The sequence below is a fragment of the Pseudochrobactrum algeriensis genome, from assembly GCF_018436245.1.
In the GTDB taxonomy this organism is placed as follows: domain Bacteria; phylum Pseudomonadota; class Alphaproteobacteria; order Rhizobiales; family Rhizobiaceae; genus Pseudochrobactrum; species Pseudochrobactrum saccharolyticum.
The window spans coordinates 2,774,526-2,799,235 of the sequence record NZ_CP075361.1 but is presented as its reverse complement, the minus strand read 5'-3'; the positions used below and the strand labels follow the sequence as shown (position 1 = coordinate 2,799,235).

Below are 24,710 nucleotides of genomic sequence, written 5' to 3'. Positions count from 1 at the left end.
TCAGCGCCGTGTCAGAGCTGCGAAAAGATAACCGAACGCGGCTGCCAGAGCGATCGATGTGACCGGACGTTCCTGAACATAATCGGTGACCTGTTGCTCAAGGGAGCAGGCACTGTCCTTCAGGGAACTCAGAGCATCTTCGCCCTGTTCATAAATATCCTGATAGGCATCGGATGCATCTTGTCTGGCCTGATTGATTTTTCGTGAGCCCATTTCTGTCAGTGTTGCGGCAATCGATGCAATATCTTCTTTAAGCTGGGCAATCTGTGCCTGCAATTCTGCTGTGCTGTCGTCCTGAATGTCATTTACGATTTTGGTATCACGAGCCATGGATGCCTCCGGAAGCTGAAATTTCAAATTGCTGAGCAATTTCATTTTCTTTGAAACTGCTCAGTAATATTGTCTGGGTTCAGAAATATAACGTGGCTTTAACGTAATGGTTCCGTGCATTCATCGCCAGAGAGCAGTTGCCGGTGCGGAGGACATTCGGCTGCCAAGGTTAATTGCCACAATTTCCAAATTCAGCTCATGCGGGAACAGACAGGCATATGCCGGGCATAGCCTGTATTGGAAACCTGTGAGAAGGTGCAGGAGTGTCAGGCAATCATAAGAATGAGAGCTGCAATCAGAATACAGCCGGCTGTCACATAAAAACCGGTACGTAAGACCGCGTTTTCCTGTTGTTCCGGTTCATAAGATCCCGCCATTGCGGTACGGGCGGCAGTTTCAATGGTTTGCATGTCTTTGTGCAACATCTACTGTCTCCGGAGCATGATGATATTGGTGTCAGTCAATAACGGTATGCACTGCATTATGCGGCTTTAATGCGTCAGGTTTATGATTGTTCCTTGTCAGGATCTTAATATTTCCCTGATTGTCGGATTTACGCTCAAACTTGTTTCAAATTGTCATATTATGGTTTTGCCGTTATAGTGCTCGCATAACTTGGAGCTGCGACTCACCGGAGCTGCATTGCGGATGTGAGAAATCCTTGCAGCAGTGATGAAATTCGTAAAACATCCGTTTGTTTTGGTGAATAACTTCCGCTTTCCGGTCAAATAACAGCAGAATGACGGGTTTTTTTAAAACATGACTTGCGAAGTCATGTTTGATGGTTGTATTGCATAACCCGAAAAAGGCAGTTGCTGGTTGATGCAGTACATTCGCATAAATGCGGAGCAGGTTGATCCTGTACAGGCTGGAAATAATACAGGCCGGCTGTCCCTGATAATGAAATGCAGTGAGGTCGTCGCGGTGGTTAAGACAGTGTCCAAGGCAGCAATATCATTCAAGACAGGATTGTCAGCTTTCATTCTTTCCGCATTTCTTGCGGGCGGTAATGTGCTGACACTTTCAGCGCCGGTTATGGCGCAGGAAGCGCAGCCACAGCAGACTGCCCCGCAAACCTCTCCGGAAACACAATCTGCGCCTCAGGCAGCGCCATCTGCTCCTGCTGCAGCGCCAGCGGCACAGGCACCGACGTCCGCTCCGGCCACATCTTCTCCTGCCAGTGAGCCTGCTGCCTCGCAGTCAGCCACAGGCACAACTGCTCCGGCAGCAACAAATCCTGCTCCGGTCAATCCGGCAGCTCAATCCTCCCAGTCCGCACCGTCTGCAGTAACGCCTGCGCAAACAGAACCTGCCGGTCAGCCGGTCACTATTGCACCGGAAGCCGGTCAGTCTCAGGCTGCCGCACCGGTTCGCACTGCTGATAACGGCTTGCAGATTCCGCATGACCTTTCCCCTTGGGGCATGTTCATGGCTGCTGACTGGGTTGTTAAAGCCGTTATGATCGGTCTGGCGATTGCATCATTGGCCACATGGACAGTTTGGCTTGCCAAAACGCTGGAAATTACCGGTGCCCGCAGCCGTGCCCGCCGCGCCTTGAAAGAAGTATCTCATGCGGACAATCTGGCTTCTGCAGTGCAGGCGCTGGATAAAACCCGTGGTCCCGGTGCGCATCTTGTCCGTGCGGCACAGGAAGAAGTAACGCAATCTGCATCTGCTGCTGCCTATGTCGGCGGGGAAGGCCTGAAAGAACGCGTTGCTTCCCGCCTCAGCCGTATTGAAGCCGGTGCAGGACGACGTCTTGCCAAAGGCACCGGTATTCTCGCAACGATTGGTTCTGTTGCACCATTTGTCGGTCTGTTCGGTACTGTATGGGGGATTATGAATTCCTTTATCGGTATTTCCGAAGCGCAGACCACCAATCTGGCTGTTGTGGCGCCGGGTATTGCCGAGGCGCTTCTGGCAACGGCGATCGGTCTTGTCGCCGCTATTCCGGCAGTGATTATTTATAATATGTTTGCCCGTTCGGTGACCGCGTACCGCCATCTGCTGGCCGATGTGAGTGCCGGTGTTGAGCGTCTTGTCAGCCGTGATCTGGATATGCGTGCAGCCCGTGACATTGTGCAGAAACAGGCAGCCCGTCAGAATGCGGCTCAGACTGTTCCGGTCACGAAAGCAGCGGAGTAAAGAATATGGGCAGCCGTTTGCGTGAAGATGCCAGTGATGAACTGCAGGAAAGCCATGAAATCAACGTAACGCCGTTTATCGACGTGATGTTGGTGCTTCTGATTATCTTCATGGTGGCAGCGCCTCTGGCAACCGTTGATATTAATGTTGATCTGCCTGCGGCCAGTGCTACGCCGCAGCCACGCCCTGACAAGCCGGTTTATCTGACGCTGAAGGAAGATCTGAGCCTCAGCCTTGGCAATGATGCGGTTAATCGTGATTTGCTGGCTCCGACACTGGATCGTCTGGCGGCAGGCAATAAAGACACGCGTATTTTCCTCCGCGCAGACAAGACTGTCGGCTATGGCGAGCTGATGAATGTTATGAACCTGCTGCGTGAGGCCGGTTATCTCAAAATCGCGCTGGTCGGTCTGGAAACGCTTGGTGCGGGTGATGCAACCGGTGCGCCTGCAGCGGGATCACCGGCAGGTCAGCCTGAAGCTCAAAGCTCGGGTCAAACTTCGGGCCAGAATGCAGGAGAGTGAGACGTGAAGGAATTACCGATCGATCATCCGCCGGTTCGGGGTATGAAAAACGGTTCCGCAGTTGAACCGTCATCCGGTCTCTGGAAAGATATGGTGCGCTGGCTGGGTGCCGGTGCCGCCGTGCTGATGGCGCATGCAGCCGGTGCTTATGCTCTACATGCATCGGTACCGGAAATGGTGCCGGATGGTGAGCCGCCTGCAGCGATTATGATGGAGCTTGATCCGGTTCCTCAGGCACCGGAAGTAGAAGAAGATTCCATTGCCCCTTCTGCCGAGGCTTCTCAAAATCCCGATGAAGCTGAAATCGAACCGGAAAAACCGGTGGAACAGGTTGAAGAAGTAACGCCTGAAGAACCTGTTGAAGAGCCTCAGGAAGTGGCTGAAGCGGAGCCGGTAGAAGAAGAAGTTCCGGAAATCATTGAAGCGCCTAAGCCTGAAGTGGTTCTGCCGAAGGTTGTTGAAAAACCTAAGGTCGAAAAGAAAGAACCAAAGCAGGAAAAGCCGAAAGAAAAGCCGAAACCTAAAGAAAAAGCCAAGAAAACTCAGAAAGCTGAGCAGACACAGGCCGCTTCCGCTCCGCAGATCAATGCGAAAAATTCTTCCCGTGTTGCGGCCAATGCCAATCGCCAGAGCTCGGCATCTGCCGGTGTCAGTTCGGCAAAATGGCAGTCGAAAGTGCAGGCACATCTTGAACGTAAGAAGCGCACAGCACAGCGCAAGCTTGGACGCGGCGATAAAGGTATTGTGCAGATTGCTTTTGTGATTGATGCAGGGGGTAATGTATTGTCTGCCCGTATTTCGGGGACATCGGGCAATCCGCAGGTGGATCAGGCTGCTTTGACAGCTGTGAAAGCGGCTTCACCGGTTCCGGCACCGCCACCGGCAATGGCAGCTGCACGGATTCCGTTTCAGGTGCCTTTCAAATTCAACTGATATAACAGCATTAAAAAGCCCCGCATGAGTTTCATGCGGGGCTTTTTAATTTTCAGCTTTACAGCACTCTTATTTATGGCCGGTTGAGCCAAAACCACCGGCACCGCGTTCGGTTTCGCCGACTTCTGAGCGTTCTTCTATTTCAACCTGCACAACAGGTGAAATCACAGCCTGTGCAATACGCATGCCGCGCTCGATGCGGAAATCATCATCACCGAGATTGATCAGCAGGACTTTGACTTCGCCGCGGTAATCGCTGTCGATGGTGCCCGGAGTGTTCAGGCAGGTGATGCCATGTTTGAAAGCCAGACCGGAGCGCGGACGGATTTGCGCTTCATAACCTTCTTCCAGTTCAAAAATCAGGCCGGTCGGTACAAGTGTACGGCGACCCGGCAGCAGCACGATCTGGCGGTCTTCCGGTACGGCAGCACGCAGATCAACACCAGCGGAACCTGATGTTTCATAGGCCGGCAGATCAAGGCCTGCAGCATGTTCAAGACGGACAATTCCGAGCTTCGGGCGGCTGGATGATGAAGGGGAATTGGCAGACATGATAAACCCTTTTCAGCAATATATGATTTAAAATGAGCACTAAACATATTGAGGGTCTTTTTGAAAGAGCCGTATGCTGATTTCAAAAATAATTAGCGGCTCTTTTCTTATGGTGTGTAACCGAAAAGCGGGATTTCCGTGCTGTCCTTAATTTCTTCCATTACGAAGGACGCAGAGACATCTGACAGCGGCACACGGGTGATGAGTTTCTGATAGAGCCGGTCATAGGCTTTCATATCTTCAATGCGGGCACGGATAATATAATCAAGATCCCCGCTCATGCGATAAACGCCGACAACCTCTGTCAGCGATGTGACTGCCGCGCGAAATTGCTCCAGCCATTTCGGATCATGATTGCTGGTTCTGATCAGCATGAAAACGGTGAGGCCAAGGCCGAGCTTGTCGGCATCCACGATTGCAACACGGCCTTTGAGAATACCGTCATCTTCCAGCCGTTTCAGCCGCCGCCAGCATGCATTGCGCGACAGATGGATACGGGCGGAAAGCGCGTCTACCGATAGAGTGGCATCTTTCTGTAATTCCTGAAGGATGCGGCGGTCTGTTTCGTCTATATTATGTGCCATATAGGGATAATTGTCCCAAAAACTTATATTATCAAGGATTTTTTGAGACAAAATATGTGTTTGGCGGTGTTAGTATTTTAAATCAGAAACCTATCTTGCTGATTTGAAAATTGATAACGGGGAAACTCATGCAAACCAAAATTTCACGTCTGTTTACGGAACATCCGGCATCCGTCAACGAAACCTATTTTGAGCATATGGCTTTTGCGGGCAAATTTTCATTCAAGCTTTTTGCAGCTGCTTTTGCAGCTCTGATCCATGCAATTTTGCCATTTTTATTCGACAAAACAGCCAGCACTATTGTCGCTAAGCTTTACGCCAAAACGCATAAGCGCGCGGCTGAATAGTGAATTGTTAACTATAGTGGCGGAAGATCACTGTTGTAACCGGCTATAAATAACGGCAGGTTCCTATCTTTCGCTCACTTGTCAGAGTGTGTTTCATGTGCCGCTGGGCTGCGTATTTCGGATCTGATCTGTATCTTGAAGATATTATCACTTCGCCTTGTCATTCGCTGATCGCGCAAAGCCATCATGCGACTGAGGCGAAAACCGCGACCAATGGCGATGGCTTTGGCGTGGCGTGGTACGGTACACGCGAGGAGCCGGGATTATACCGCGATCTTCTGCCTGCATGGTCTGACCAGAATTTGCGCAGTCTTGCGCGCCAGATTAATTCGCGCCTGTTTCTGGCGCATGTGCGTGCCTCCACCGGTGGTGAAACCAGTCGTGCAAATTGCCATCCGTTCGTGTTTCAGCGCTGGAGCTTTATGCATAATGGTCAGATCGGCAGTTTTGACCGTTTGCGCCGTCCGCTGGAGAGTTTGCTGCCGGATGCGCTTTACAGCCATAAATCGGGTTCGACCGATTCAGAACTCTTCTTCCTGCTGATGCTGCATTTCGGGCTGGATGATGATCCGCTCCGTGCTCTGACGCGCACTGTCGAGACAATTTATGAGGCTGCGGAAAGTGCAAAAGTGCCGCCTTTTATCCGTCTGACAGCAGCATTCTCAGATGGTCATTCACTGTTTGCAGTACGCTATGCCAGCGATACTTATGCACCAACGCTTTACACCGCCAAAATGGCGTCTTCTACGGGAATATGTGTTGTGTCTGAGCCGCTGGACGGTGTTGCTGAAAACTGGATGGCGGTGCCGCGCAATAGTTTTGTGACCATTAACAAGCCCAATCATATCTGCATTGAGCCGTTTATGGACGAGCAGTCTGTAGTGAAGCCTGCCGCAACGCTTGCTGTTGTGGCAGGCTAACTTTTATCAGGCATTACCGATAAGAATACCGGCTGCGAGCACCAGTGCACCACCGAGTACGACCTGAAAGGCTGCACGCATGAACGGTGTTTCCATGAAGCGGTTCTGGATATAGGCAATCGCCCAGAGCTCGACAAAGACGACGAACACCGCAATGCCGGTTGCAGTCCAGAAGTCGGTAATCAGATAGGGCAAGGCATGACCGAGGCCGCCGACAGTGGTCATGATACCGCTGGCAAGGCCACGTTTGACCGGCGAGCCACGGCCTGAGAGCTTGCCGTCATCATGGGCAGCTTCCGTGAAGCCCATGGAAATACCGGCACCGACGGAAGCAGACAAACCAACAAGAAAAGTCTGCCATGTATCCTGCGTGGCAAAGGCCGCGGCAAAAATCGGTGCCAGCGTGGAAACCGAACCATCCATCAGACCTGCAAGGCCTGGCTGGATATAGGTCAGGATCAGTTGTTTGCGCTCACCGGCACGTTCTTCATCCTGCACATTATCCGGTGTCAGTTTTTCTTCCAGATGATGGGCGCGCTGTTCATGATGTTTTTCTTCCAGCGCCAGATCACCGAGCAATTTACGCGTGGCAGCATCGGAAACACGCATGGCTGCCTGTTCGTAAAAACGTGCAGCCTGCTCCTCCATCTGTGCCGCCATATTGCGTACTTTATCGATGCCGAGCGGGCGCACCAGCCAGTCGGGCTTGCGTTCATAATAGCCACGCACATGTTCGCGCCGGATCAGCGGAATCGTTTCGCCGAAGCGCTGGCGATGCAGTTCAATCAGACGTGCACGGTGATTGTGCTCTTCCTCGGCCATCGCCTCAAAAATTTTCGCCGATTGTGGGTAAGCCTCACGCAGACCATCCGCATAGCTGAGATAGATGCGGGCATCATCCTCTTCGGAGGAAATGGCAAGTGCCAGCATTTCCTGTTCGGAGAGACTTTCAAAAGACCGGCGCGACGGCGAGAAAAGGGAGGAGAACATGGAAGTTCCTTTTTAGAATTGTTCTAAATTTAATAGTTTGGAATAATTCTAAAATCAAGCTCCTTTTGCAGAGCTTGACCAGATTAGTGCGTGTTCAGAGAATGCGTTGCATCAGTACCAGATCAAGCCAGCGGTCGAATTTTCGGCCGACCTGCGGCAGAAGACCGGTTTGTGTAAAGCCATGTTTCTCATGCAGGCGGAGAGAGGCGGTATTCTGTGCTTCAATCGCACCAAGCAGAACATGGATATTGTTGCCCGCTGCATGTTCCAACAAGGCGCGCATCAGCCTGTCACCGGCACCTTTGCCGCGCGAATGACCGGCAATATAAATCGAGAGTTCTGCCGTGTGTTTATAACATTCAAAAGCACGAAAAGCGCCGTAGCTGGCATAGCCGAGCAGCTCGTCCCCTTCAGTCAGCACCAGTACCGGAAAACCCGCATTTTGGCGTGATGTCAGCCATTCTGCACGGTTTTGCAAATTGACCTTCTGGCTGATGAAAACGGCCGTCGTATTGGCAATCGCATCATTATAAATATCAAGGATTGCGGGCAGGTGGGTGGTGTCAGCGTGCTGTATGGTCAGCATGATCGGCCTCAAAGCATTTCCAGCAAAAGTGTGAAGCGGTTTTGCGTAGGTTAATGCGCAAAAACAAAAATAAAAGTGGCGGACAAGAAGATCTTGTCCGCCACTTTTATGCCGCTTGTGAAAAGCGTCAAGAATTTATTTTTGGGCAGCTTTGAACTGCAAACGGCGGGCATGGAGAACCGGCTCGGTATAGCCGTTTGGCTGCTCGCGGCCTTTAAAGACCAGCTCACAGGCTGCCTGAAAAGCGATAGAGCCATCAAAATCCGCAGCCATCGGCTGATAGGCTTCATCACCGGCATTCTGCGCGTCTACCACTGCGGCCATGCGCTTCATAGTTTCCATCACCTGTGCTTCGCTGACAATGCCATGATGCAGCCAGTTGGCGATATGCTGTGCCGAGATACGCAAGGTTGCACGGTCTTCCATCAGGCCGACATTGTTGATGTCCGGCACTTTGGAACAGCCAACGCCCTGATCGATCCAGCGCACCACATAACCAAGAATGCCCTGTGCATTATTGTCGACTTCAGCCTGCACGTCTGAAGGTGCCCAATTGGTGTCACGGGCAACAGGAATGGTCAGAATGTCTTCAAGTTTTGCTTTTGTGCGGGACTTGAGCTGGTTCTGCACCGCTGCCACGTCAATCTTGTGGTAGTGCGTGGCATGTAATGTTGCTGCTGTCGGGGACGGCACCCATGCGGTATTGGCTCCGGCTTTCGGATGGGCGATCTTCTGCTCCAGCATGGCAGCCATCAGATCCGGCATCGCCCACATGCCCTTGCCGATCTGTGCATGGCCGGTCAGACCACAGGCAAGGCCGGTATCCACATTCCAGTTTTCGTAAGCTGCAATCCATGCCGCCTGTTTCATCTCGCCTTTGCGGATAACAGGTCCTGCTTCCATAGAAGTATGGATTTCATCGCCGGTACGGTCGAGGAAGCCGGTATTGATGAAGAATACCCGTTCTTTGGCAGCACGGATGGCTTCTTTGAGATTCACTGTCATACGGCGCTCTTCATCCATGATACCCATTTTCAGGGTATTGGGTTTGAGACCTGCCAGTTGTTCGGCACGCGCAAAAATTTCTGCGGCAAAGGCCACTTCTTCCGGCCCGTGCATTTTCGGCTTCACAATATAGACCGAACCGGTGCGGGAATTGAGATGCGTGCCTTTGAGTTTGCCGTCCTGCGTACCGATATCATGCAGGGCGATAACAGCGGTGAAAGCTGCATCAAGAATACCTTCCGGAATTTCATTGCCCTCGCTGTCGAGGATGGCCGGATTGGTCATCAGATGACCAACATTGCGGATCAGCAGGATTGAGCGGCCAGGCAAAGTGAGGGTGGAGCCATCCGGTGCGGTATAGCTACGGTCGGCATTGAGTTTGCGGGTGATGGTTTTGCCACCCTTGTCAAAGTTCTCCGACAAAGTGCCTTTAAACAGGCCGAGAATATTGCGGTAAGCCAGAACCTTATCGGCAGCATCAACTGCTGCAACGGAATCTTCACAGTCCTGAATAGTGCTGAGTGCAGATTCCAGCGTGATATCAGCGATATGTGCCGGATCGGTCTTGCCGATGACATGAGCAGCATCACAACGGATTTCGATATGCAGTCCGTTGTTCTTCAGAAGCACGAGGGAAGGGGCAGATGCATCGCCCTGATAGCCTGCAAAGCCTTGGGTATTTTTCAGGGATGTTGTTTTGTTGTTGCCAAGTGCGAGAACAAGCTGGCCATTGGTGACAGAGAAACCGGCAACTTCATCCCAGCGGCCATCGCTCAGCGGGGTGGCTTCATCAAGAAATGCTTTTGCCCATGCAATAACTTTTGCACCGCGTACAGGATTATAGGCTTTACCTTTTTCCGCGCCATTGTCTTCGCTGATAGCATCCGTGCCGTAAAGCGCATCATAGAGCGAACCCCAGCGCGCATTGGCAGCATTGAGCGCATAGCGGGCATTCATGACAGGTACAACAAGCTGCGGGCCGGCAAGGCTGGTAATTTCGCTATCTACATTGGCGGTGGTGACCTGAAAATCTTCCCCTTCCGGCAGGAGATAGCCGATTTCGCGCAAATAGGTCTGATAATCCGACATCGCGTAATTGCGGTTGGCTTTGTACCATGTGTCGAGTTTGGCCTGAATATCATCACGCTTGGCAAGCAGGGCTTTATTGCGGGGCGCCAGTTCTTTGACCATGCCGGCAAGACCGCTCCAGAAGGCATCTGCTGTAATGCCGGTTTCCGGCAAGACTTCCCTTGTCAGGAAATTGCTCAGTTCCTGATCAACCTGCAGACCTGCATGTTCAATACGACCACTCATCACTCGCTCCCTGTCTGATCTCTGTGCTAACCAGCTTGTCCTTTGCAGCTTAGTCTGAACGGGCGGCAATGGACAAGCATGGTTACGGCTTTGTTTTGTCAAAGCTGTCAATGTATGTTTACATAATTGTCTACAATATTCAAAGCCGATAATGCGTATAATCAAACACTGTTTACGCTGTCAGGTCTGAATTCCTTATCTAAGCACGGAATTTTGAAAGCTGAGGGCTGATTTTGTTGCAGGATTATCCATCGGCAGCATGAATAGAAATTGACTGATAAACAGTCTGGCTTCACAATACTGACATGTCCTGCTTACATATTATGACCGGTAAAAGCATTCGTTTTTCACGTATCATTCTGTCAGGTACATTGAAGAGTGAAGCGCCTCAAAAATATAGCTGGCAGAGACGGAATGGAATGCAAGCAGGGTAAACCGCGTGTTTGCTCTGCCTCTTTGAAGCCGCGTTTTGCAATCGCATGAACCGCAGTGTTGCAAGATGCACAAAGGAGGTGTTTCTTGAACATTGCCGCATTTGCCGGCAAATTGCCGGCACTGGTTCTGAACGCGGATTTTCGTCCGCTCAGCTATTATCCTTTATCACTCTGGTCGTGGCAGGACGCGATCAAAGCTGTTTTTCTTGAACGCGTAAATATTGTTGCGGAATATGATGCGGAAGTTAACTCTCCGACTTTTTCCATGCGGCTGCCAAGTGTTATCAGTCTTAAAACCTATGTTGCCCCGCCGACCTATCCGGCGTTTACACGATTCAATCTGTTTCTGCGGGATCGTTTTGAGTGCCAGTATTGCGGTGCCCATCATGAGCTGACATTTGACCATGTCATACCGCGTTGCAGCGGCGGCGAAACAACCTGGGAAAATGTGGTTGCTGCCTGCTCCCCTTGTAATTTGCGCAAAGGGGGCATGATGCCTGCCAAAGCGCAAATGTGGCCGCGACAAAAACCCTATATGCCGAGTGTTTTTGACTTGCATAAAAACGGCAGGCGGTTTCCGCCGAACCATTTGCATGAAAGCTGGATGGATTATTTATACTGGGATGTGGAACTGGAGCCGTAAAGATACAGCTCCGGTTTTTTAGATCACGCTTTACGGATTTTGAGCGATGCGCCGTAAAAGGCAATGATGGCGAGGAACAGCGAAGCAACACCATTCCATCCGGCAAAGGAAATACCGAGGAAGCGTCCGGCGGCAACATCGCAGGCGGCCGGTTTAACTGCATTGAGATCACCAAGCAGATTGCCTGCGCTGGTGGTGATGGATACTGCACCGGTTGCGCAATCAGCAGGACCTGCCCAGAATTTCCATTCCACACCCGAATGATAAATCGAAAGAATCAGGCCATAGGTCATCAGCAATCCGGCGATCAGCAGGAAAAGACGGGTCAGTTTTTCCGATTTTCCAAGTGCTGCCAGCAATGCACTGAGAAGCATCAGCGGTACGCCGATATAATAGGGAATGCGCTCTTCAAGGCATAATTTGCACGGCAGATAACCGCCAATATATTGAAACGCCAGTGCGGAGCCCACGACACCGGCCATGCTTACCGCAAGAAATGCTGAAATAAGCGTATGTTGCGAACGGGGTGTCTGAGCAGTACCGGTTGAAGACACAGGAAAATCCTTGTTGCAAAAATCAGTTTAAACCCAGCTCAGCCATGACCTTATGGCATAAACATGGCTGCCTGATGCTTTTTAGGCGTGAAGATATTTGACGACCATAAATAACAGAATCAGGATGACGGCAACCGTGGCTGCGATCAATCCGAGACGCTTTTCAATGAAGTTGCGGATCGGTTCGCCAAAGCGCTGCAACAGCCATGCCAGCAATATGAAACGTGCACCACGGGTAATAATAGCTGACAGAATAAACAGCCAGATATTGACGCCTGCGGCGCCGGAGAGAATGGTTACAACTTTCATCGGCGGCAGATGAGACAGGCCGGAAGTGATGAGCAACAGCAGAATCATATCGGCGCTGGTGCTGCCGCGCATGGCTTCGAATGTATCGAGCTTGCCGTAAAAATGCAGAACCGGCTTGGCGACGGTTTCATAGGCATAATGACCGATATACCAGCCAAGAATACCGCCGAGCACGGACATGACCGTGGCAATCAGTGCGTAATGCCAGACTTTTTTCGGGCGGGCGATACCCATCGGTACGAACAGGACATCTGCGGGAATCAGAAAAACCGAGCTTTCGAGAAAAGCGATGACGGCCAGCCATGCAGCCGCGGATTTGCGCGCTGCAAGGGAAATGGTCCAGTCGTAGAGTTTGCGCAGCATGATGGCCTCTGTCGGTTCTCAGCAATTATGATGGTACAGGCCAAAGCCATGCGGAATTTTGATGCTGTGTGTAAAACGAAAAACTTCGCAGGGCAATGTGTGCCGGAATTCGTTATGAATGGTTTTACAATCCGTGAGCAAAGGCTGAATTTTCTGCGCGGGTGAATTTTGTTGAAATAATTTGAAACAAACAGGTTTTGCAGTTGACGGGAAGGTGGTTCTCACTATATTTCGGCGCACCAGTGCAGCGCTTTGAGTATGAAGTGTCTGCGAATGTGCGGGTGTGGTGGAACTGGTAGACGCGCCGGACTCAAAATCCGGTTCCGAAAGGAGTGTCGGTTCGATTCCGACCACCCGCACCACTTTTTACCTGACAAAATTTCGCCGCAACTTTCTTTCACTTTTTTACCGTAAACTTGAGTAAAATATACCTAATATCTCTTGAAAGATATGCGGACATATTTTACCGAAAGAGAATATTCTCTAGGGCGGAAATTGCAGTGAAAGCCTATTTGATTAATCTGGATCGTTGTCCTGAACGCTTGGTGCGCATGCAGGAGCAATTTGCCAAAGCGTCAGTTCCTTTTGAACGTGTCGCGGCTGTGGATGGCAAAAATCTCAGCGATCAGGAATTGGCGTCCATCATTCGTATACCGTCCTGGAAAGAGCCTCTGACAAGAACAGAAATCGGGTGTTTTCTGAGCCACCGGAAGTGTCTGGAGCTTATAGCGCAGGGTGAAGATCGTTTCGCAGCAATTTTTGAAGATGATGTAACCCTGTCGAAAGATACGCGGCAGTTTTTTGAATCCACAGACTGGATTCCGGACAATGCCGAGCTGATTAAAATTGAAACTCAGGGCAAAAAAGTTCTGACTGACAAGCCGGTTGTGACAATTGCCGGTCACTATACAGTGGCACAATTGCGCAGCCAGCATATTCTTGCTGCCGGCTATATTGTTTCCCGTGATTGCGCGAGAAAATTACTGTGCCGTATGAATGATGCGGCCTCGCCGATCGATCATCTCCTCTTTACGCCATCTTGTGGTTTCTTCCCGCAAATGAATGTTTATCAGGTCAGCCCTGCAATTTGTATGCAGGCAGGGCTGGAGAGCACATTGAGCCCCGAGCGGTCTTCGCAATATTGCCCGCCGGCCAAGTTGCAAAGGCTGAAGCGTGAAGTGAAGCGAGTGTTTGTCCGTGGTAAAACCGGTTTATGGGGACTTTACATCAATTGTTTCACCAAGAAGCGCTGGGGACAGGTTCCGGGCGCCCGTGACTGATTTTCTCAACTTTCGAGCTTTTCGCTTAAGAAATCCAGAAAGACCCGCACCTTGGGTGCCAGATACCGGCGGGACGGATAAAAGGCGTAAATACCGGTTTTCATCTGCTGCCAGTCGTCCAGTGCTGTAACCAGCCTACCTTCCGCAAGATCATTTTGCACATAGCTGAGCGGGATCAGGCTGAGGCCGAAACCGGCGCATAATGCATCACGCACTGCAAAGCTGGATGAAACAATATAGCGTCCGGTCACCGGTATGTGCTCTGTCCGCTCCCCTTTGCGGAACTCCCATTCATGGACATGTCCGGACAGGCTGTAGCGGATACAGTTGTGGTGACGCAGATCCGCTGGTTCCTTGGGCTTACTGTGCTTTTCGAAATAAGAAGGGGCTGCGCAAACCACATGATGGAGTGTGGATAGCCGCCGGCTTATGAGACTTGAATTTTTCAGACTGTCGCTGCCTTTGACGGCGATATCATAACCTTCCCTGACAATATCAATCTGGCGGTCATCGAGGTTGAGTTCCAGTGTGATCTCAGGATAGCGCTCTAAAAATTCCGGTATGAATCGGGACAGGCTGACAATCGTCATGGTCAGCGGTGCTGTCACGCGCAACAGCCCGGATGGCTGATTATTATGCGGCGTCAGCGAGCGGTCAGCTTCTTCAAGCTGTTCGATGATCGGGGCAATCTGCTCATAATAGAGCGTACCGGCTTCTGTCAGGCTCATGCGTCGCGTGGTGCGGTTGAACAGCCGGACTTTCAGATGGGCTTCAAGCTCACCGATGCTTTTTCCGACCGCTGCCGCAGTCAGACCGCTTGCGCGTGCAGTTTCGGCAAAACTGCCAAGTTCAACGGTTTTGCGGAAGAGACGTAATGCGCTGAGCTGATCCATATCTTGCCTGTAATCAAAATATTCAAAACTTTTGGTTGGTAATATAATCGTAAAACAAGAAATTATCATCTCCAATAATTGTAATTATGGTGCGCTGTACCGGCATATGAGAACTTACGGAGACAATATATGACATCGACACGCACGGATTTGCTGCTGACAGCGTTGGCACCGGCGATCTGGGGTAGTACCTATATTGTCACCACGCAAATGCTGCCTGCCGGTTATCCGATGACAGTCGCGTTGCTGCGTGCTCTGCCTGCAGGGCTCCTGCTTTTGTTGCTCGTCCGCCAATTGCCGCAGGGTATCTGGTGGCTGCGGGTGTTTATTCTCGGTGCGCTGAATTTTTCATTTTTCTGGGCAATGTTATTTGTCGCGGCCTATCGCTTGCCCGGTGGCGTTGCAGCCACAGTGGGGGCTGTACAGCCGCTGATCGTCGTGTTTCTGGCGCGAATGGTGCTAGGAACGAGATTGCGCATTGTTGCGGTTGCCGCAGCTCTGGCAGGCATTGTCGGCGTGGCATTGCTGGTGCTGAAGCCTGACAGCGCTCTGGATCAGACAGGGATCATAGCGGCGCTGGCCGGTGCATTTTCGATGGCGGCGGGTACTGTTCTGAGCCGCTACTGGCAGCCGCCGGTTTCTCCGCTTACTTTTACCGCATGGCAGTTGACGGCCGGTGGGTTGTTGTTGGTGCCGATAGCTTTGTCGCTGGAACCGGCTTTGCCGGTACTGACACTGACAAACTGGCTGGGGCTGATTTATCTCGGTCTGATCGGCGGGGCTGTCACATATCTTCTGTGGTTTCGCGGATTGGCACGGCTGGAATCATCTGTCGCTGCTTCGCTCGGTTTTTTAAGCCCGCTGACCGCTGTGATCCTTGGCTGGGGGCTGCTGGGGCAGCAACTGAACTTGTTGCAAATCACCGGTATGGCGATTGTGCTGTTCAGCGTCTGGCTCGGGCAGCGTGTACAGGCACGTAAAGTCTGACGCTTAGCGTTGCAGCCGTTTTTGCAAGCGGGATTTGATGTGGCGTAATGCTGAGCGCAGGCGGTCATAGCGGTCGAGCTGGCGGGCTATTTTATGCACGCTCTGCTGGCTTTGGGCGCTCAGGCCAAGAATGATCGTGCCGAAACTCTCGCGCTCATGAAACAGGCGCGACATAACCGGATGATCGGGAATGGCGCAGGAATCGGTGATGCGCAATGCCGGATTTTCCAGATGGTTTTTCAATACTTCAATCATCAGCAACACACCGGGGGAGTAGGCGCGCAGAGCTTCGTCATAGGCGGTTTTCCACGTCCATGCCTGATCGCCTTGCACAAAGACCACAAGGCTGGCAATGAGCCTGTTATCCAGTGTCAGGGTGTGAATGCGTACCAGATCTCGCTCGGCCAAGGCACTGACAGTTTCACGGGCGAAATCCGTATCAGCCTGTTTGCTCAGAAAAGCCGTGCCGCGTGTGCCTTTCCAGCCCGCAGCTTCCAGTGACAGAAAGTCATTGAATGCATTTTTGAGCGCTGTTTTGTCTGTAATAATGCGGTACTCCAGACTGCCTGTTTCGGACAGTCTGCGCCACAGACGGCGATATTCACGGCGATGATTTTTGCCGATTGCATTGGTCAGATAGGTTTCTGCATCACTTCCATTACACAAAACCGGACGTTCTTCATATCGCACAATATGAAGCGGCAGATTTTGGCACTGTGCCAGTTCTTTGATCGCAATTGCAACAGGGGCTTCGAGATTGATATCCGGCAGAATGAGCGTATCCGGCAATCCGCGCTCCGGTTGCTGTAATACAGTCAGTGCTGTTTCCAAAGTGTGTGTCAGGGTGCGTGCAGCGATTAATGGCGTGCCTTGCGTGGCATAGATATTGCTCCAGCCGCAAAGAGATTTTTTAAAACCAAGTCCGGTGCGGGCAAGCTGAAAAGGCATCAGAAATGCGGTTTCAGGATCATCATTAAGGAGCACCGCGCAATCATCGGATGCGAAATGTGCAAATGCAGGGCGCAAAAAATCCGGATGATTAAAAATATTTGTTTCTGCAACAGACGGAATCTGCAAATTTTTCAGATGCTCAAGAGCTTCAGCTTTCTGCAAGATTTGCATCATGATTTAATCTCCGGCACGGCGGGCTGAAGGTGCAAACACAAACATTGTGATACCCAGACGTTTATAAACCACAAAGGAGAGGGTGGCTGCTTCTGTCGCCATAGCGCAGACCGTGGCAATTGCCGCGCCGCTTAAGCCCAGAAGCGGGATCAGGGTGATATTCAGCGCGATATTGACGATCAGTGCCAGCGCATAGAGCAAGGCGCAGATATTCTGATTGCCGGACATGGAGAGCAGGCTTTCACAAGGGCCGACACTGGCACGCGCAATCACCCCGAAAATCAGGATGAACAGCAGCGGATAGCCTTTGGTGAATTCATGACCGAACAATGCCAGCAAAGGCCAACCGGCGGCCAGCAGCAGAATGCCGAGCAATAAAGACGGCCAGAATGTCCAGCGGGCGGAGTTGCGGGCGAAATCGTTGAAGGCCTGTCTGTCGCCGCCATGAAGCAGCTGAGAATAGCGCTGCGCCACACTGGATTTGACGGCAAAATAAACGAAATGCGCCAGTGCCAGTACTTTGGTGACCGCAAAATACAGCGCCACACTATCCGGCTCCATCATGCGGCCGACCATCAGCACATCAATATTGATGAGCAGGAAGAAGAAACCTTCAATGAGGAATATCGGCAGGGATACTCGTATCCATTCCCGTAAATGATAGGTTCCCGCACCTTTTGGCAGAACTGTTGCAATGCGTTTACGCAGGAATAGTTGCTGGCTGATGACGGTCAGCGCTGTTCCGGAAAAGGCTGCAATGAGTGCTGTGGTGGCCTGCGGCTGCCATCCTGTCAGTAGCAACAAGATGAAGATAAGCAGCATCATCAGCGGGCGGAGAATATAACCGGGGCTGAGTGCTGCCAGAATCCAGCCCTGTGAGCGTGCTGTGCCGTCATAAATATTGCCGAGCGCAATCGCCGGAATACAAAGAATGCCGATGAGGAAAGCAGGCCAGTAATAGGGCGCAAATTGCGCACTCAGACTATTGAGAAGAATAATCGCAATCAGGGTAATGATGCTTGCGCTGATGAGTGCGAAAACGGGACCGGTACGTAGAATGCCGCGTGCATCATCTGTTTGATTCTTCTGCAAATATTGCGGAACATAGCGGATAATCGTGGTGTGGAACCCGAAACAGGCAAGGTCGCCGAGAATAAGCGTAACTGTCCAGACAAGGACATAAATACCGAATTCAAAACTGCCCATCAGACGGGCAAGCACAACCTGACTGAGCAGTGCCAGAGCCGCACCGGCAATACGAATTGCAAAAGCAATCAGCGAAGAGCGCTTGGCCTGAGCCTGCTCATCCTCACCGGAGAATAAGCCCTCTGCCCGCAGCAAAAAAGGACGCAACTGTTCTGCCCGTTTTGCAGGCAGGAATCTTTCAGCCAGTGACGTGATCTGAAATTTTGCAGGCAATGCGTCTCTCGGAAAAACTTTGATATGCAGCTGTTGTTGCACAGAATAGTTTAAAAGTCAGTCTATGTGCTTACCACAAAAGAAAACACCGCCTGCAAAGACAGGCGGTGTTCTTTATCAGTTTATATTATCGTTTAAACGAATGCGCCGTGGCAATGTTTGAACTTCTTGCCGGAGCCGCAAGGACAGGCTTCGTTACGGGCAACACGACCCCATGTTGACGGATCAGCCGGATCACGGTCTGCCGGATCAACAAAGCGGTCGCTGTCTGCCAGACGCGGGCCTTCAGAACCTTCGCCGAAATCATCTTCGCCTGTGGTGCCGTCAATATGGTGACCATGCATTTCAGGCAGTTCCGGCTGCGGCTCTTCACGCATGATTTCCACGCGCATCAGCTGCGATGTCACAACTTCACGCAGGTTAGACAGCATAGCCTGAAACAGTTCAAAACCTTCGGTCTTATATTCGTTCAAAGGATCGCGCTGGGCATAGCCGCGGAAACCGACAACGGAACGCAGATGGTCAAGATTGACCAGATGCTCGCGCCACAGATTGTCCAGAGACTGCAGGATAACGGATTTCTGCACATAGGCCATGATCTGCGGGCCGAAGCGCTCTGCACGCTCTGCAGCAGCCTTATCAGCAGCTTCCTTGATACGCTCTTCGATCTGCTCTTCAGCAATACCTTCTTCTGCCGCCCATGCATCCACCGGCAGGTCGAGATTGAGAACTTTGAGTACCTCTTCCTTCAACTCCGGCACACGCCATTGTTCGGCATAGGCATTTTCAGGAATATGGGCACGCACCATATCCTCAATTACTTCATGGCGCATTTCATCGACCGTTTCGGTCAGATCTTCTGCATCCATCATTTCCAGACGCTGTTCGAAGATCACCTTACGCTGATCATTCATCACATCATCATATTTGAGCAGGTTTTTGCGGATTTCAAAGTTGCGGGCTTCGACCTTTTTCTGAGCCTTTTCCAGCGCTTTGTTGATCCACGGATGCACAATGGCTTCGTCTTCTTTGAGACCCAGCTTCTGCAGCATGCTGTCCATACGGTCAGAGCCGAAAATGCGCATCAGATCGTCCTGCAGAGACAGGAAGAATTTCGACTTGCCCGGATCGCCCTGACGGCCGGAGCGGCCACGCAACTGATTGTCGATACGACGGCTTTCGTGACGCTCTGTCGCCAGAACGTAAAGACCGCCGGCAGCCAGTGCCTGCTCTTTCTTCTGAGCGATATCCGCTTTGATTTCCTGAATTTTGGCATCGCGCTCAGGACCGGCAGGTACATCCGCCAGTTCCACCTTCACGCGCATTTCCAGATTGCCACCGAGCTGAATATCGGTACCGCGACCGGCCATATTGGTCGCAATGGTGATCGCGCCCGGAACACCGGCCTGTGCAACAATATAGGCTTCCTGCTCGTGATAACGGGCATTCAGAACCTGAATATTCTTCACGCCGTCTTTTTTCAGACGTTCAGCCAGAATTTCGGATTTTTCGATGGAAGTTGTACCAACCAGAACCGGCTGGCCTTTTTCGTGGGATTCACGAATATCGCGGATGATGGCTTTATATTTTTCATCAACCGTACGGTAAACTTCATCATCGGCATCAATACGGGCAACCGGCAGATTGGTCGGGATGGTTGCAACATCAAGGCCGTAAATATTGCCAAATTCTTCCGCTTCCGTTGCCGCTGTACCGGTCATACCGGCCAGTTTTTTATACATACGGAAATAGTTCTGGAAGGTGATCGAAGCCAGTGTCTGGTTTTCCGGCTGGATCGTTACTTTTTCTTTGGCTTCCAGTGCCTGATGCAGGCCTTCGGAATAACGACGGCCCGGCATCATACGACCGGTAAATTCGTCGATGATGACCAGTTCGTCATTGCGGACGATATAATCCTTGTCGAGCTGGAACAGCTTATGGGCGCGCAGGGCGTTGTTGAGGTGGTGAACAACAGCCACATTCTCAACATCGTAAAGGCTTTCACCTTTCAGATGACCTGCAGCTTCCAGCAGTCTTTCGATCTTTTCTGTGCCGACTTCGGTGAAGATTGCAGTCTTCTGCTTCTCGTCAACTTCATAATCTTCCGCTTGCAATTGCGGAATGAAAGTGTCGATCAGTGAATAGAAGTCTGAGCGGTCTTCCAGCGGGCCGGAAATAATCAGCGGGGTACGGGCTTCGTCGATCAGGATCGAATCAACTTCGTCGACGATGGCGTAGTTATGTTCGCGCTGCACCATCTGGGCGCGCTCATATTTCATGTTATCGCGCAGATAATCGAAGCCGAGTTCGTTATTGGTTGCGTAGGTAATATCGCAGGCATAGGCCTCGCGGCGCTGATCGTCATCAAGGCCATGAGCAATCACGCCGACAGTCAAACCGAGGAAGTTGTAAAGCACACCCATGGTCTGCGCATCGCGGGTGGCGAGATAGTCGTTGACTGTCACGACATGCACGCCTTTGCCTTCAAGCGCATTGAGGTAAACCGGCAGGGTTGCCATCAGGGTTTTACCTTCACCGGTGCGCATTTCCGCGATGGAGCGGTCATGCAGCACCATGCCGCCGATCAGCTGCACATCAAACGGGCGCATCCCAAGTGTGCGTTTTGCCGCTTCACGCACTGTGGCGAAAGCATGAGGCAGAATGTCATCCAGTGTTTTGCCGCTGCTAAGCTGGGCACGGAATTCATCGGTCTTAGCCTGAAGCTCAGCATCGCTTAAGCCTTCATATTGTTTCTCAAGCGCGGTAATTTCTGCTGCGCGAGGACGAAGGCCTTTGATGCGACGCTCATTGGATGAGCCGAAAATCATACGGGCGAGACCGCCAAAGCTGACCATCGCTGGTCCTTTCTTAAATCTTCAGCCAAGTGTGTCGCCGCCTGCGCGGCGCTCTGTCATCGGCTTTATTTGTTTATGCGAGACTTATGGCAAGAAAACACGCTGTCGAAAAGACATTTCGCGCAATTTCTCTCTGGCAGCTCTCTGGACGCAAAGCCGATGGACAGATAAGAGGGGAGTGCGGCGATGTCAATGATTTGACAACAGTCATAGTCCCGAGCAATGCGATTATATGCGCATAACAAAAGGGACTATTACTGCTGAAATATATATATTGTGCAGAAAATTGCCATATCGCCTAAAAACTATTCTGCTTTATCCGAATGAGAGCGAAGCAGCAAAATTCTGCCTTATTCTTGGGACGGTACTTCGTCCCCGAAGGAGAAATCACTGATGACCCGTACCCGTAAAGTCCTGATTCAGCTTGCAGCCGGTCTGCTTTTGACCACTGCTGCAGGCTCTGCCTATGCGCAAGGCACCGCTGCAAAGACTGAAACTGCAGCAAAACCGGCTGAAAAAGCCGATCCGAACAAAGTGCTTGCCACTGTAAACGGCGTTAAGCTGACACAGGGCGAAGTTGATCAGGCTTCGAGCGATCTGGATCCGCAGTTCTCCCGTTTGCCGGATGATCAGCGCCGTCTTGCTGCACTGGCTGCTCTGGTTGATATCAAAGTTCTGGCCGCTGCCGCGAAAACTGAAAAACTCGACGACAGTGCAGATTTCAAACAGCGTATCGAGTTTCTGAAAGACCGCGCGCTGCATAATGAATATTTCCAGACTGCAATCGTAGACAAGATCTCCGATGCAGATGTACGTGCCCGTTATGACAAGGAAATCGCAGCAATGCCTGCGAAAAACGAAGTCCGAGCGCGTCATATTCTCGTAAAAACTGAAGACGAAGCCAAAGCAATCATCAAGAAGCTTGAAGGCGGCGCCAAGTTTGAAGACCTGGCAAAAGAAAGCTCCACTGACGGCTCTGCCGCACAGGGCGGTGATCTGGGCTATTTCGGCGAAGGCATGATGGTGCCTGAATTCGAAAAAGCTGCCTTTGCACTGGAAGTCGGTAGCTATACCAAAGAGCCTGTGAAGTCGCAGTTCGGCTATCACATCATCAAGCTGGAAGATAAGCGCCAGCAGCAGCCGCCTGCATTTGATGAAGTGAAAGATCAGGTTCGCTCGATCGTCATTCGTGAAAAATATATCGAAATGGTCAAGAAGCTGCGTGACGGTTCGAAAATCACTTATGAAGACGAAGCTGTTGCCAAAGCGATGAAAGAAGCTGCTGACGCACAGGATGCAGCTGCGAAAGCCGCTCAATAAGCTTACATTTTGCTTTGATGTGATTACCAATCTGGTAAGTTTAAGGCGAATTTTGATAAAAATGATCACCTGCCCTGATTATTTCGGGCAGGTGATTGCATTTTATGCCTATCCGTCATTTATTGGCCTCAACCTGAGGTGAAATGGCGGGTGATTTGATGTGCCGAGCATTTGAATGGCACGCAAGATACGAGCTGTTTTATTTCGGTTAAAATTCATTGGTATTTAGCCGCATGACCCTGACGCAAAATCATTTTTCGGTTTTGCCGGTAATGCTCTTATTCTTGAGGCACGCATGTCTTCTTCTGTTTCTCCGCTTGCACCAAAACATTATCCTGCCATGCCGGTGATTACCGGTGTGCGAATGGCGACTACTGAGGCGGGAATTAAATATAAAAACCGAACAGACGTGCTGATGATGGTTTTTGATAAGCCTGCTTCTGTTGCCGGTGTTTTCACCCGCTCCAAATGCCCGTCTGCACCGGTGGATTTTTGCCGCGAGAGTCTCAAGCACGGCACAGCCAAAGCCGTGATTGTGAATTCGGGTAATGCCAATGCCTTTACCGGTAAAAAAGGTCGTGAAACAACGACAGCCACAGCCAAAGCCGCTTGCGAAGCGCTGAGCTGTGATGCTCATGAAATCTTTCTCGCTTCAACCGGTGTGATCGGTGAGCCGCTGGATGCCGGTAAGTTCGCGCATCTCTTCGGCGATATGAATGCGCGTGCCGATAATAATGGCTGGCTGGAAGCGGCCAAAGCGATCATGACCACCGATACCTATCCGAAAGTGGCAACGGAAACCGTGCTGCTTGGCAGTGTACCGGTGACGATTAATGGCATCGCCAAAGGTGCCGGTATGATCGCGCCGGATATGGCGACCATGTTGTCTTTTGTGGTGACGGATGCGCCGATTGCCTCTGATGTCTTGCAGGGTCTGTTGTCCAAAGCGGTGGATTCCAGCTTTAATGCCGTGACCGTGGACAGCGATACTTCCACATCTGACACGCTGATGCTGTTTGCAACTGGCACAGCCGCCGAGCGCGGCGCTGTTGCTGTAACATCAGCTGATGATGATCGTCTGGCAGAATTTGACCGCGCTTTGCGTAAGCTTCTGAAAAATCTGGCTTTGCAGGTTGTGCGCGACGGTGAAGGCGCGCGCAAAATGCTGGAAATCACCGTGAAAGGTGCGGTGTCTGATGTGTCTGCCAAGCGCATTGGTCTGTCGATTGCCAATTCACCACTGGTGAAGACAGCGGCTGCCGGTGAAGATGCCAATTGGGGACGCGTGGTGATGGCTGTTGGTAAAGCGGGTGAACCGGCTGACCGTGATCGTCTCGCCATCAGCTTTGGTAATATTCGTGTGGCGGTCGATGGTGAGCGCGATCCTGATTATTCGGAAGCAGCTGCTTCTGCCTATATGAAGGGCGAGGATATTCTCATCACGGTTGAGCTTGGTATGGGCGAGGGCACAGCCACGGTCTGGACCTGTGATCTGACCAAGGAATATGTGGCGATTAACGGTGATTACCGGTCGTGATGTCTGAAATCCGTCAGTTTGAAGAGCTTGGTTTTCATGCATGGCCCGCTTTGCAGGTCACGCATTTAGGGGACTGGGCTGTTCAACTGACACCTTACTATCCGTCAAAGCGCGGCAATTCGGTCAATCTGCTGAATCCGGCTGATGACGCGAATCTGGCGCAGCGGGTGGAGGCCTGTCAAGCGCTGTTTACAGCGCAGGACAAACAGCCGGTTTTCCGGCTGACACCGCTGGCACCGCCCGCATTGGCCGATTATCTGGTAAAGCGCGGCTATACGGCCACAGGCGCATCATCAGTGATGGCCTGTGATTTGCGTGATAACGCAGCGTTGAAAACGCCGCAGCCGCGCCTGCCACTGCGGCTTGTGCAGTTTCGTGACGGGCAGGAGATTGGTTATAGCCGGATATCCGGTGCGTTTCATGATCGCCCTGAGCCGCTGGTGGAGGGACTGGCGGAAGTTCTTCGTTCAATCAAACCGCAGAAATATGTCATTGCCGGATTTTCCGGTGCTGAACCTGCTGCAACACTGCTTTGTGTGAGTGAGAACGGCTATACCGGTCTGCTGGATTTGTGTATTGGTGAGGCGTTCAGACGGCGTGGTTTTGCAAAAGCACTGGTGCTGAATGAGATGGCGCAGGCCTTATCCCGCGGCGATCATTGTTTCTGGTTGCAGGTGGAAAGCGCGAATGCAGCAGCGCGTGCTTTGTATCAGGGGTTAGGCTTCACCACTGTCTATGATTATATTTATTATTGCAGATAG

At 51.5% G+C, this 24,710-nt stretch carries 24 protein-coding genes and 1 tRNA gene; 12 read left to right on the top strand and 13 right to left on the bottom strand.

The features are described 5' to 3' along the window. Entirely contained in the window at positions 1-330 is a 330-nt protein-coding gene (locus tag KHQ09_RS14975; RefSeq protein WP_028233720.1) for an ElaB/YgaM/YqjD family protein, read from the bottom strand. A gap of 266 nt (positions 331-596) precedes the next feature. Further along, positions 597-755: a hypothetical protein gene (locus tag KHQ09_RS14970; protein ID WP_022711290.1), complete on the bottom strand. Its 159-nt coding sequence runs from the start codon at positions 753-755 to the stop codon at positions 597-599. 499 nt (positions 756-1,254) lie between these two features. Here KHQ09_RS14970 and exbB point away from each other — a divergent pair, with 499 nt between their 5' ends. From exbB to KHQ09_RS14955, 3 genes are read left to right on the top strand one after another with little or no spacing between them, the layout of a single operon-like run. Then, positions 1,255-2,475 (top strand): tonB-system energizer ExbB, encoded by a 1,221-nt coding sequence (gene exbB, locus KHQ09_RS14965; protein WP_420801451.1) that lies wholly within the window; start codon positions 1,255-1,257, stop codon positions 2,473-2,475. A gap of 5 nt (positions 2,476-2,480) precedes the next feature. Further along, positions 2,481-2,999, top strand: a complete 519-nt coding sequence (gene exbD, locus KHQ09_RS14960; protein WP_213599087.1) for a TonB system transport protein ExbD — start codon at positions 2,481-2,483, stop codon at positions 2,997-2,999. A gap of 42 nt (positions 3,000-3,041) precedes the next feature. Then, positions 3,042-3,932 carry an energy transducer TonB family protein gene (locus tag KHQ09_RS14955; RefSeq protein ID WP_075657369.1) on the top strand — a complete coding sequence of 297 codons (891 nt, stop codon included), beginning with the start codon at positions 3,042-3,044 and terminating at the stop codon, positions 3,930-3,932. Positions 3,933-4,001: 69 nt separating this feature from the next. Here the strand turns inward: KHQ09_RS14955 and dut are convergent, their stop codons facing one another. Then, a complete protein-coding gene (gene dut / locus KHQ09_RS14950; protein WP_022711286.1) occupies positions 4,002-4,484 on the bottom strand; it encodes a dUTP diphosphatase in 483 nt (160 codons plus the stop codon). Between the two features lie 107 nt (positions 4,485-4,591). Then, positions 4,592-5,068 (bottom strand): Lrp/AsnC family transcriptional regulator, encoded by a 477-nt coding sequence (locus KHQ09_RS14945; protein ID WP_075657370.1) that lies wholly within the window; start codon positions 5,066-5,068, stop codon positions 4,592-4,594. Between the two features lie 128 nt (positions 5,069-5,196). Here KHQ09_RS14945 and KHQ09_RS14940 point away from each other — a divergent pair, with 128 nt between their 5' ends. Together KHQ09_RS14940 and KHQ09_RS14935 are read left to right on the top strand one after the other, a co-directional pair. Then, positions 5,197-5,415, top strand: a complete 219-nt coding sequence (locus KHQ09_RS14940) for a DUF6356 family protein (RefSeq protein WP_022711284.1) — start codon at positions 5,197-5,199, stop codon at positions 5,413-5,415. 95 nt (positions 5,416-5,510) lie between these two features. Beyond that, positions 5,511-6,335 (top strand): class II glutamine amidotransferase, encoded by an 825-nt coding sequence (locus KHQ09_RS14935; RefSeq protein WP_116089021.1) that lies wholly within the window; start codon positions 5,511-5,513, stop codon positions 6,333-6,335. Between the two features lie 6 nt (positions 6,336-6,341). On the opposite strand, the gene mbfA is transcribed toward KHQ09_RS14935, so the two are convergent. From mbfA to KHQ09_RS14920, 3 genes are all read right to left on the bottom strand, one after another. Further along, the gene (gene mbfA / locus KHQ09_RS14930) at positions 6,342-7,325 is read right to left on the bottom strand and encodes an iron exporter MbfA (RefSeq protein ID WP_022711282.1); all 984 of its coding nucleotides are present in this window, start codon (positions 7,323-7,325) and stop codon (positions 6,342-6,344) included. A 94-nt stretch (positions 7,326-7,419) separates the two neighbouring features. Beyond that, complete coding sequence (locus tag KHQ09_RS14925; protein ID WP_420801450.1) at positions 7,420-7,911, bottom strand: GNAT family N-acetyltransferase; 492 nt, start codon at positions 7,909-7,911, stop codon at positions 7,420-7,422. Positions 7,912-8,046: 135 nt separating this feature from the next. Beyond that, entirely contained in the window at positions 8,047-10,230 is a 2,184-nt protein-coding gene (locus tag KHQ09_RS14920) for a malate synthase G (protein ID WP_213599085.1), read from the bottom strand. Between the two features lie 519 nt (positions 10,231-10,749). On the opposite strand from KHQ09_RS14920, the gene KHQ09_RS14915 reads away from it, so the two are divergent. Next, entirely contained in the window at positions 10,750-11,307 is a 558-nt protein-coding gene (locus tag KHQ09_RS14915; protein ID WP_213599083.1) for an HNH endonuclease, read from the top strand. Positions 11,308-11,330: 23 nt separating this feature from the next. On the opposite strand, the gene KHQ09_RS14910 is transcribed toward KHQ09_RS14915, so the two are convergent. Both KHQ09_RS14910 and KHQ09_RS14905 read right to left on the bottom strand, forming a co-directional pair. After that, positions 11,331-11,861, bottom strand: a complete 531-nt coding sequence (locus KHQ09_RS14910; RefSeq protein ID WP_213599081.1) for a disulfide bond formation protein B — start codon at positions 11,859-11,861, stop codon at positions 11,331-11,333. 81 nt (positions 11,862-11,942) lie between these two features. After that, a complete protein-coding gene (locus KHQ09_RS14905; RefSeq protein WP_022711277.1) occupies positions 11,943-12,533 on the bottom strand; it encodes a YqaA family protein in 591 nt (196 codons plus the stop codon). Positions 12,534-12,810: 277 nt separating this feature from the next. Between KHQ09_RS14905 and KHQ09_RS14900 the strand changes: the two genes are divergently transcribed. Both KHQ09_RS14900 and KHQ09_RS14895 read left to right on the top strand, forming a co-directional pair. Then, positions 12,811-12,895: transfer RNA gene (locus KHQ09_RS14900), tRNA-Leu, on the top strand. Positions 12,896-13,033: 138 nt separating this feature from the next. After that, positions 13,034-13,813 carry a glycosyltransferase family 25 protein gene (locus KHQ09_RS14895; protein WP_213599079.1) on the top strand — a complete coding sequence of 260 codons (780 nt, stop codon included), beginning with the start codon at positions 13,034-13,036 and terminating at the stop codon, positions 13,811-13,813. 5 nt (positions 13,814-13,818) lie between these two features. Here KHQ09_RS14895 and KHQ09_RS14890 read toward each other — a convergent pair whose 3' ends face one another. Further along, positions 13,819-14,706, bottom strand: a complete 888-nt coding sequence (locus tag KHQ09_RS14890) for a LysR family transcriptional regulator (RefSeq protein WP_213599077.1) — start codon at positions 14,704-14,706, stop codon at positions 13,819-13,821. Between the two features lie 129 nt (positions 14,707-14,835). Between KHQ09_RS14890 and KHQ09_RS14885 the strand changes: the two genes are divergently transcribed. Continuing rightward, positions 14,836-15,693 carry an EamA family transporter gene (locus tag KHQ09_RS14885; RefSeq protein ID WP_213599069.1) on the top strand — a complete coding sequence of 286 codons (858 nt, stop codon included), beginning with the start codon at positions 14,836-14,838 and terminating at the stop codon, positions 15,691-15,693. A 3-nt stretch (positions 15,694-15,696) separates the two neighbouring features. Here the strand turns inward: KHQ09_RS14885 and KHQ09_RS14880 are convergent, their stop codons facing one another. The 3 genes from KHQ09_RS14880 to secA all read right to left on the bottom strand — a co-directional run bounded on the left by KHQ09_RS14880 (position 15,697) and on the right by secA (position 21,092). Then, positions 15,697-16,818: a GNAT family N-acetyltransferase gene (locus tag KHQ09_RS14880; protein WP_213599067.1), complete on the bottom strand. Its 1,122-nt coding sequence runs from the start codon at positions 16,816-16,818 to the stop codon at positions 15,697-15,699. Between the two features lie 3 nt (positions 16,819-16,821). Beyond that, on the bottom strand, positions 16,822-18,237 hold the full coding sequence (locus tag KHQ09_RS14875) for a lipopolysaccharide biosynthesis protein (protein ID WP_238481652.1): 1,416 nt from the start codon (positions 18,235-18,237) through the stop codon (positions 16,822-16,824). A 134-nt stretch (positions 18,238-18,371) separates the two neighbouring features. After that, positions 18,372-21,092: a preprotein translocase subunit SecA gene (gene secA / locus KHQ09_RS14870; RefSeq protein ID WP_213599065.1), complete on the bottom strand. Its 2,721-nt coding sequence runs from the start codon at positions 21,090-21,092 to the stop codon at positions 18,372-18,374. Between the two features lie 393 nt (positions 21,093-21,485). Between secA and KHQ09_RS14865 the strand changes: the two genes are divergently transcribed. From KHQ09_RS14865 to KHQ09_RS14855, 3 genes are all read left to right on the top strand, one after another. Beyond that, complete coding sequence (locus KHQ09_RS14865) at positions 21,486-22,412, top strand: peptidylprolyl isomerase (RefSeq protein WP_075657333.1); 927 nt, start codon at positions 21,486-21,488, stop codon at positions 22,410-22,412. A 295-nt stretch (positions 22,413-22,707) separates the two neighbouring features. Next, a complete protein-coding gene (gene argJ, locus KHQ09_RS14860) occupies positions 22,708-23,949 on the top strand; it encodes a bifunctional glutamate N-acetyltransferase/amino-acid acetyltransferase ArgJ (protein ID WP_213599063.1) in 1,242 nt (413 codons plus the stop codon). Further along, positions 23,949-24,710 (top strand): GNAT family N-acetyltransferase, encoded by a 762-nt coding sequence (locus KHQ09_RS14855; protein WP_213599061.1) that lies wholly within the window; start codon positions 23,949-23,951, stop codon positions 24,708-24,710. The genes argJ and KHQ09_RS14855 overlap by 1 nt, the downstream gene beginning before the upstream one ends.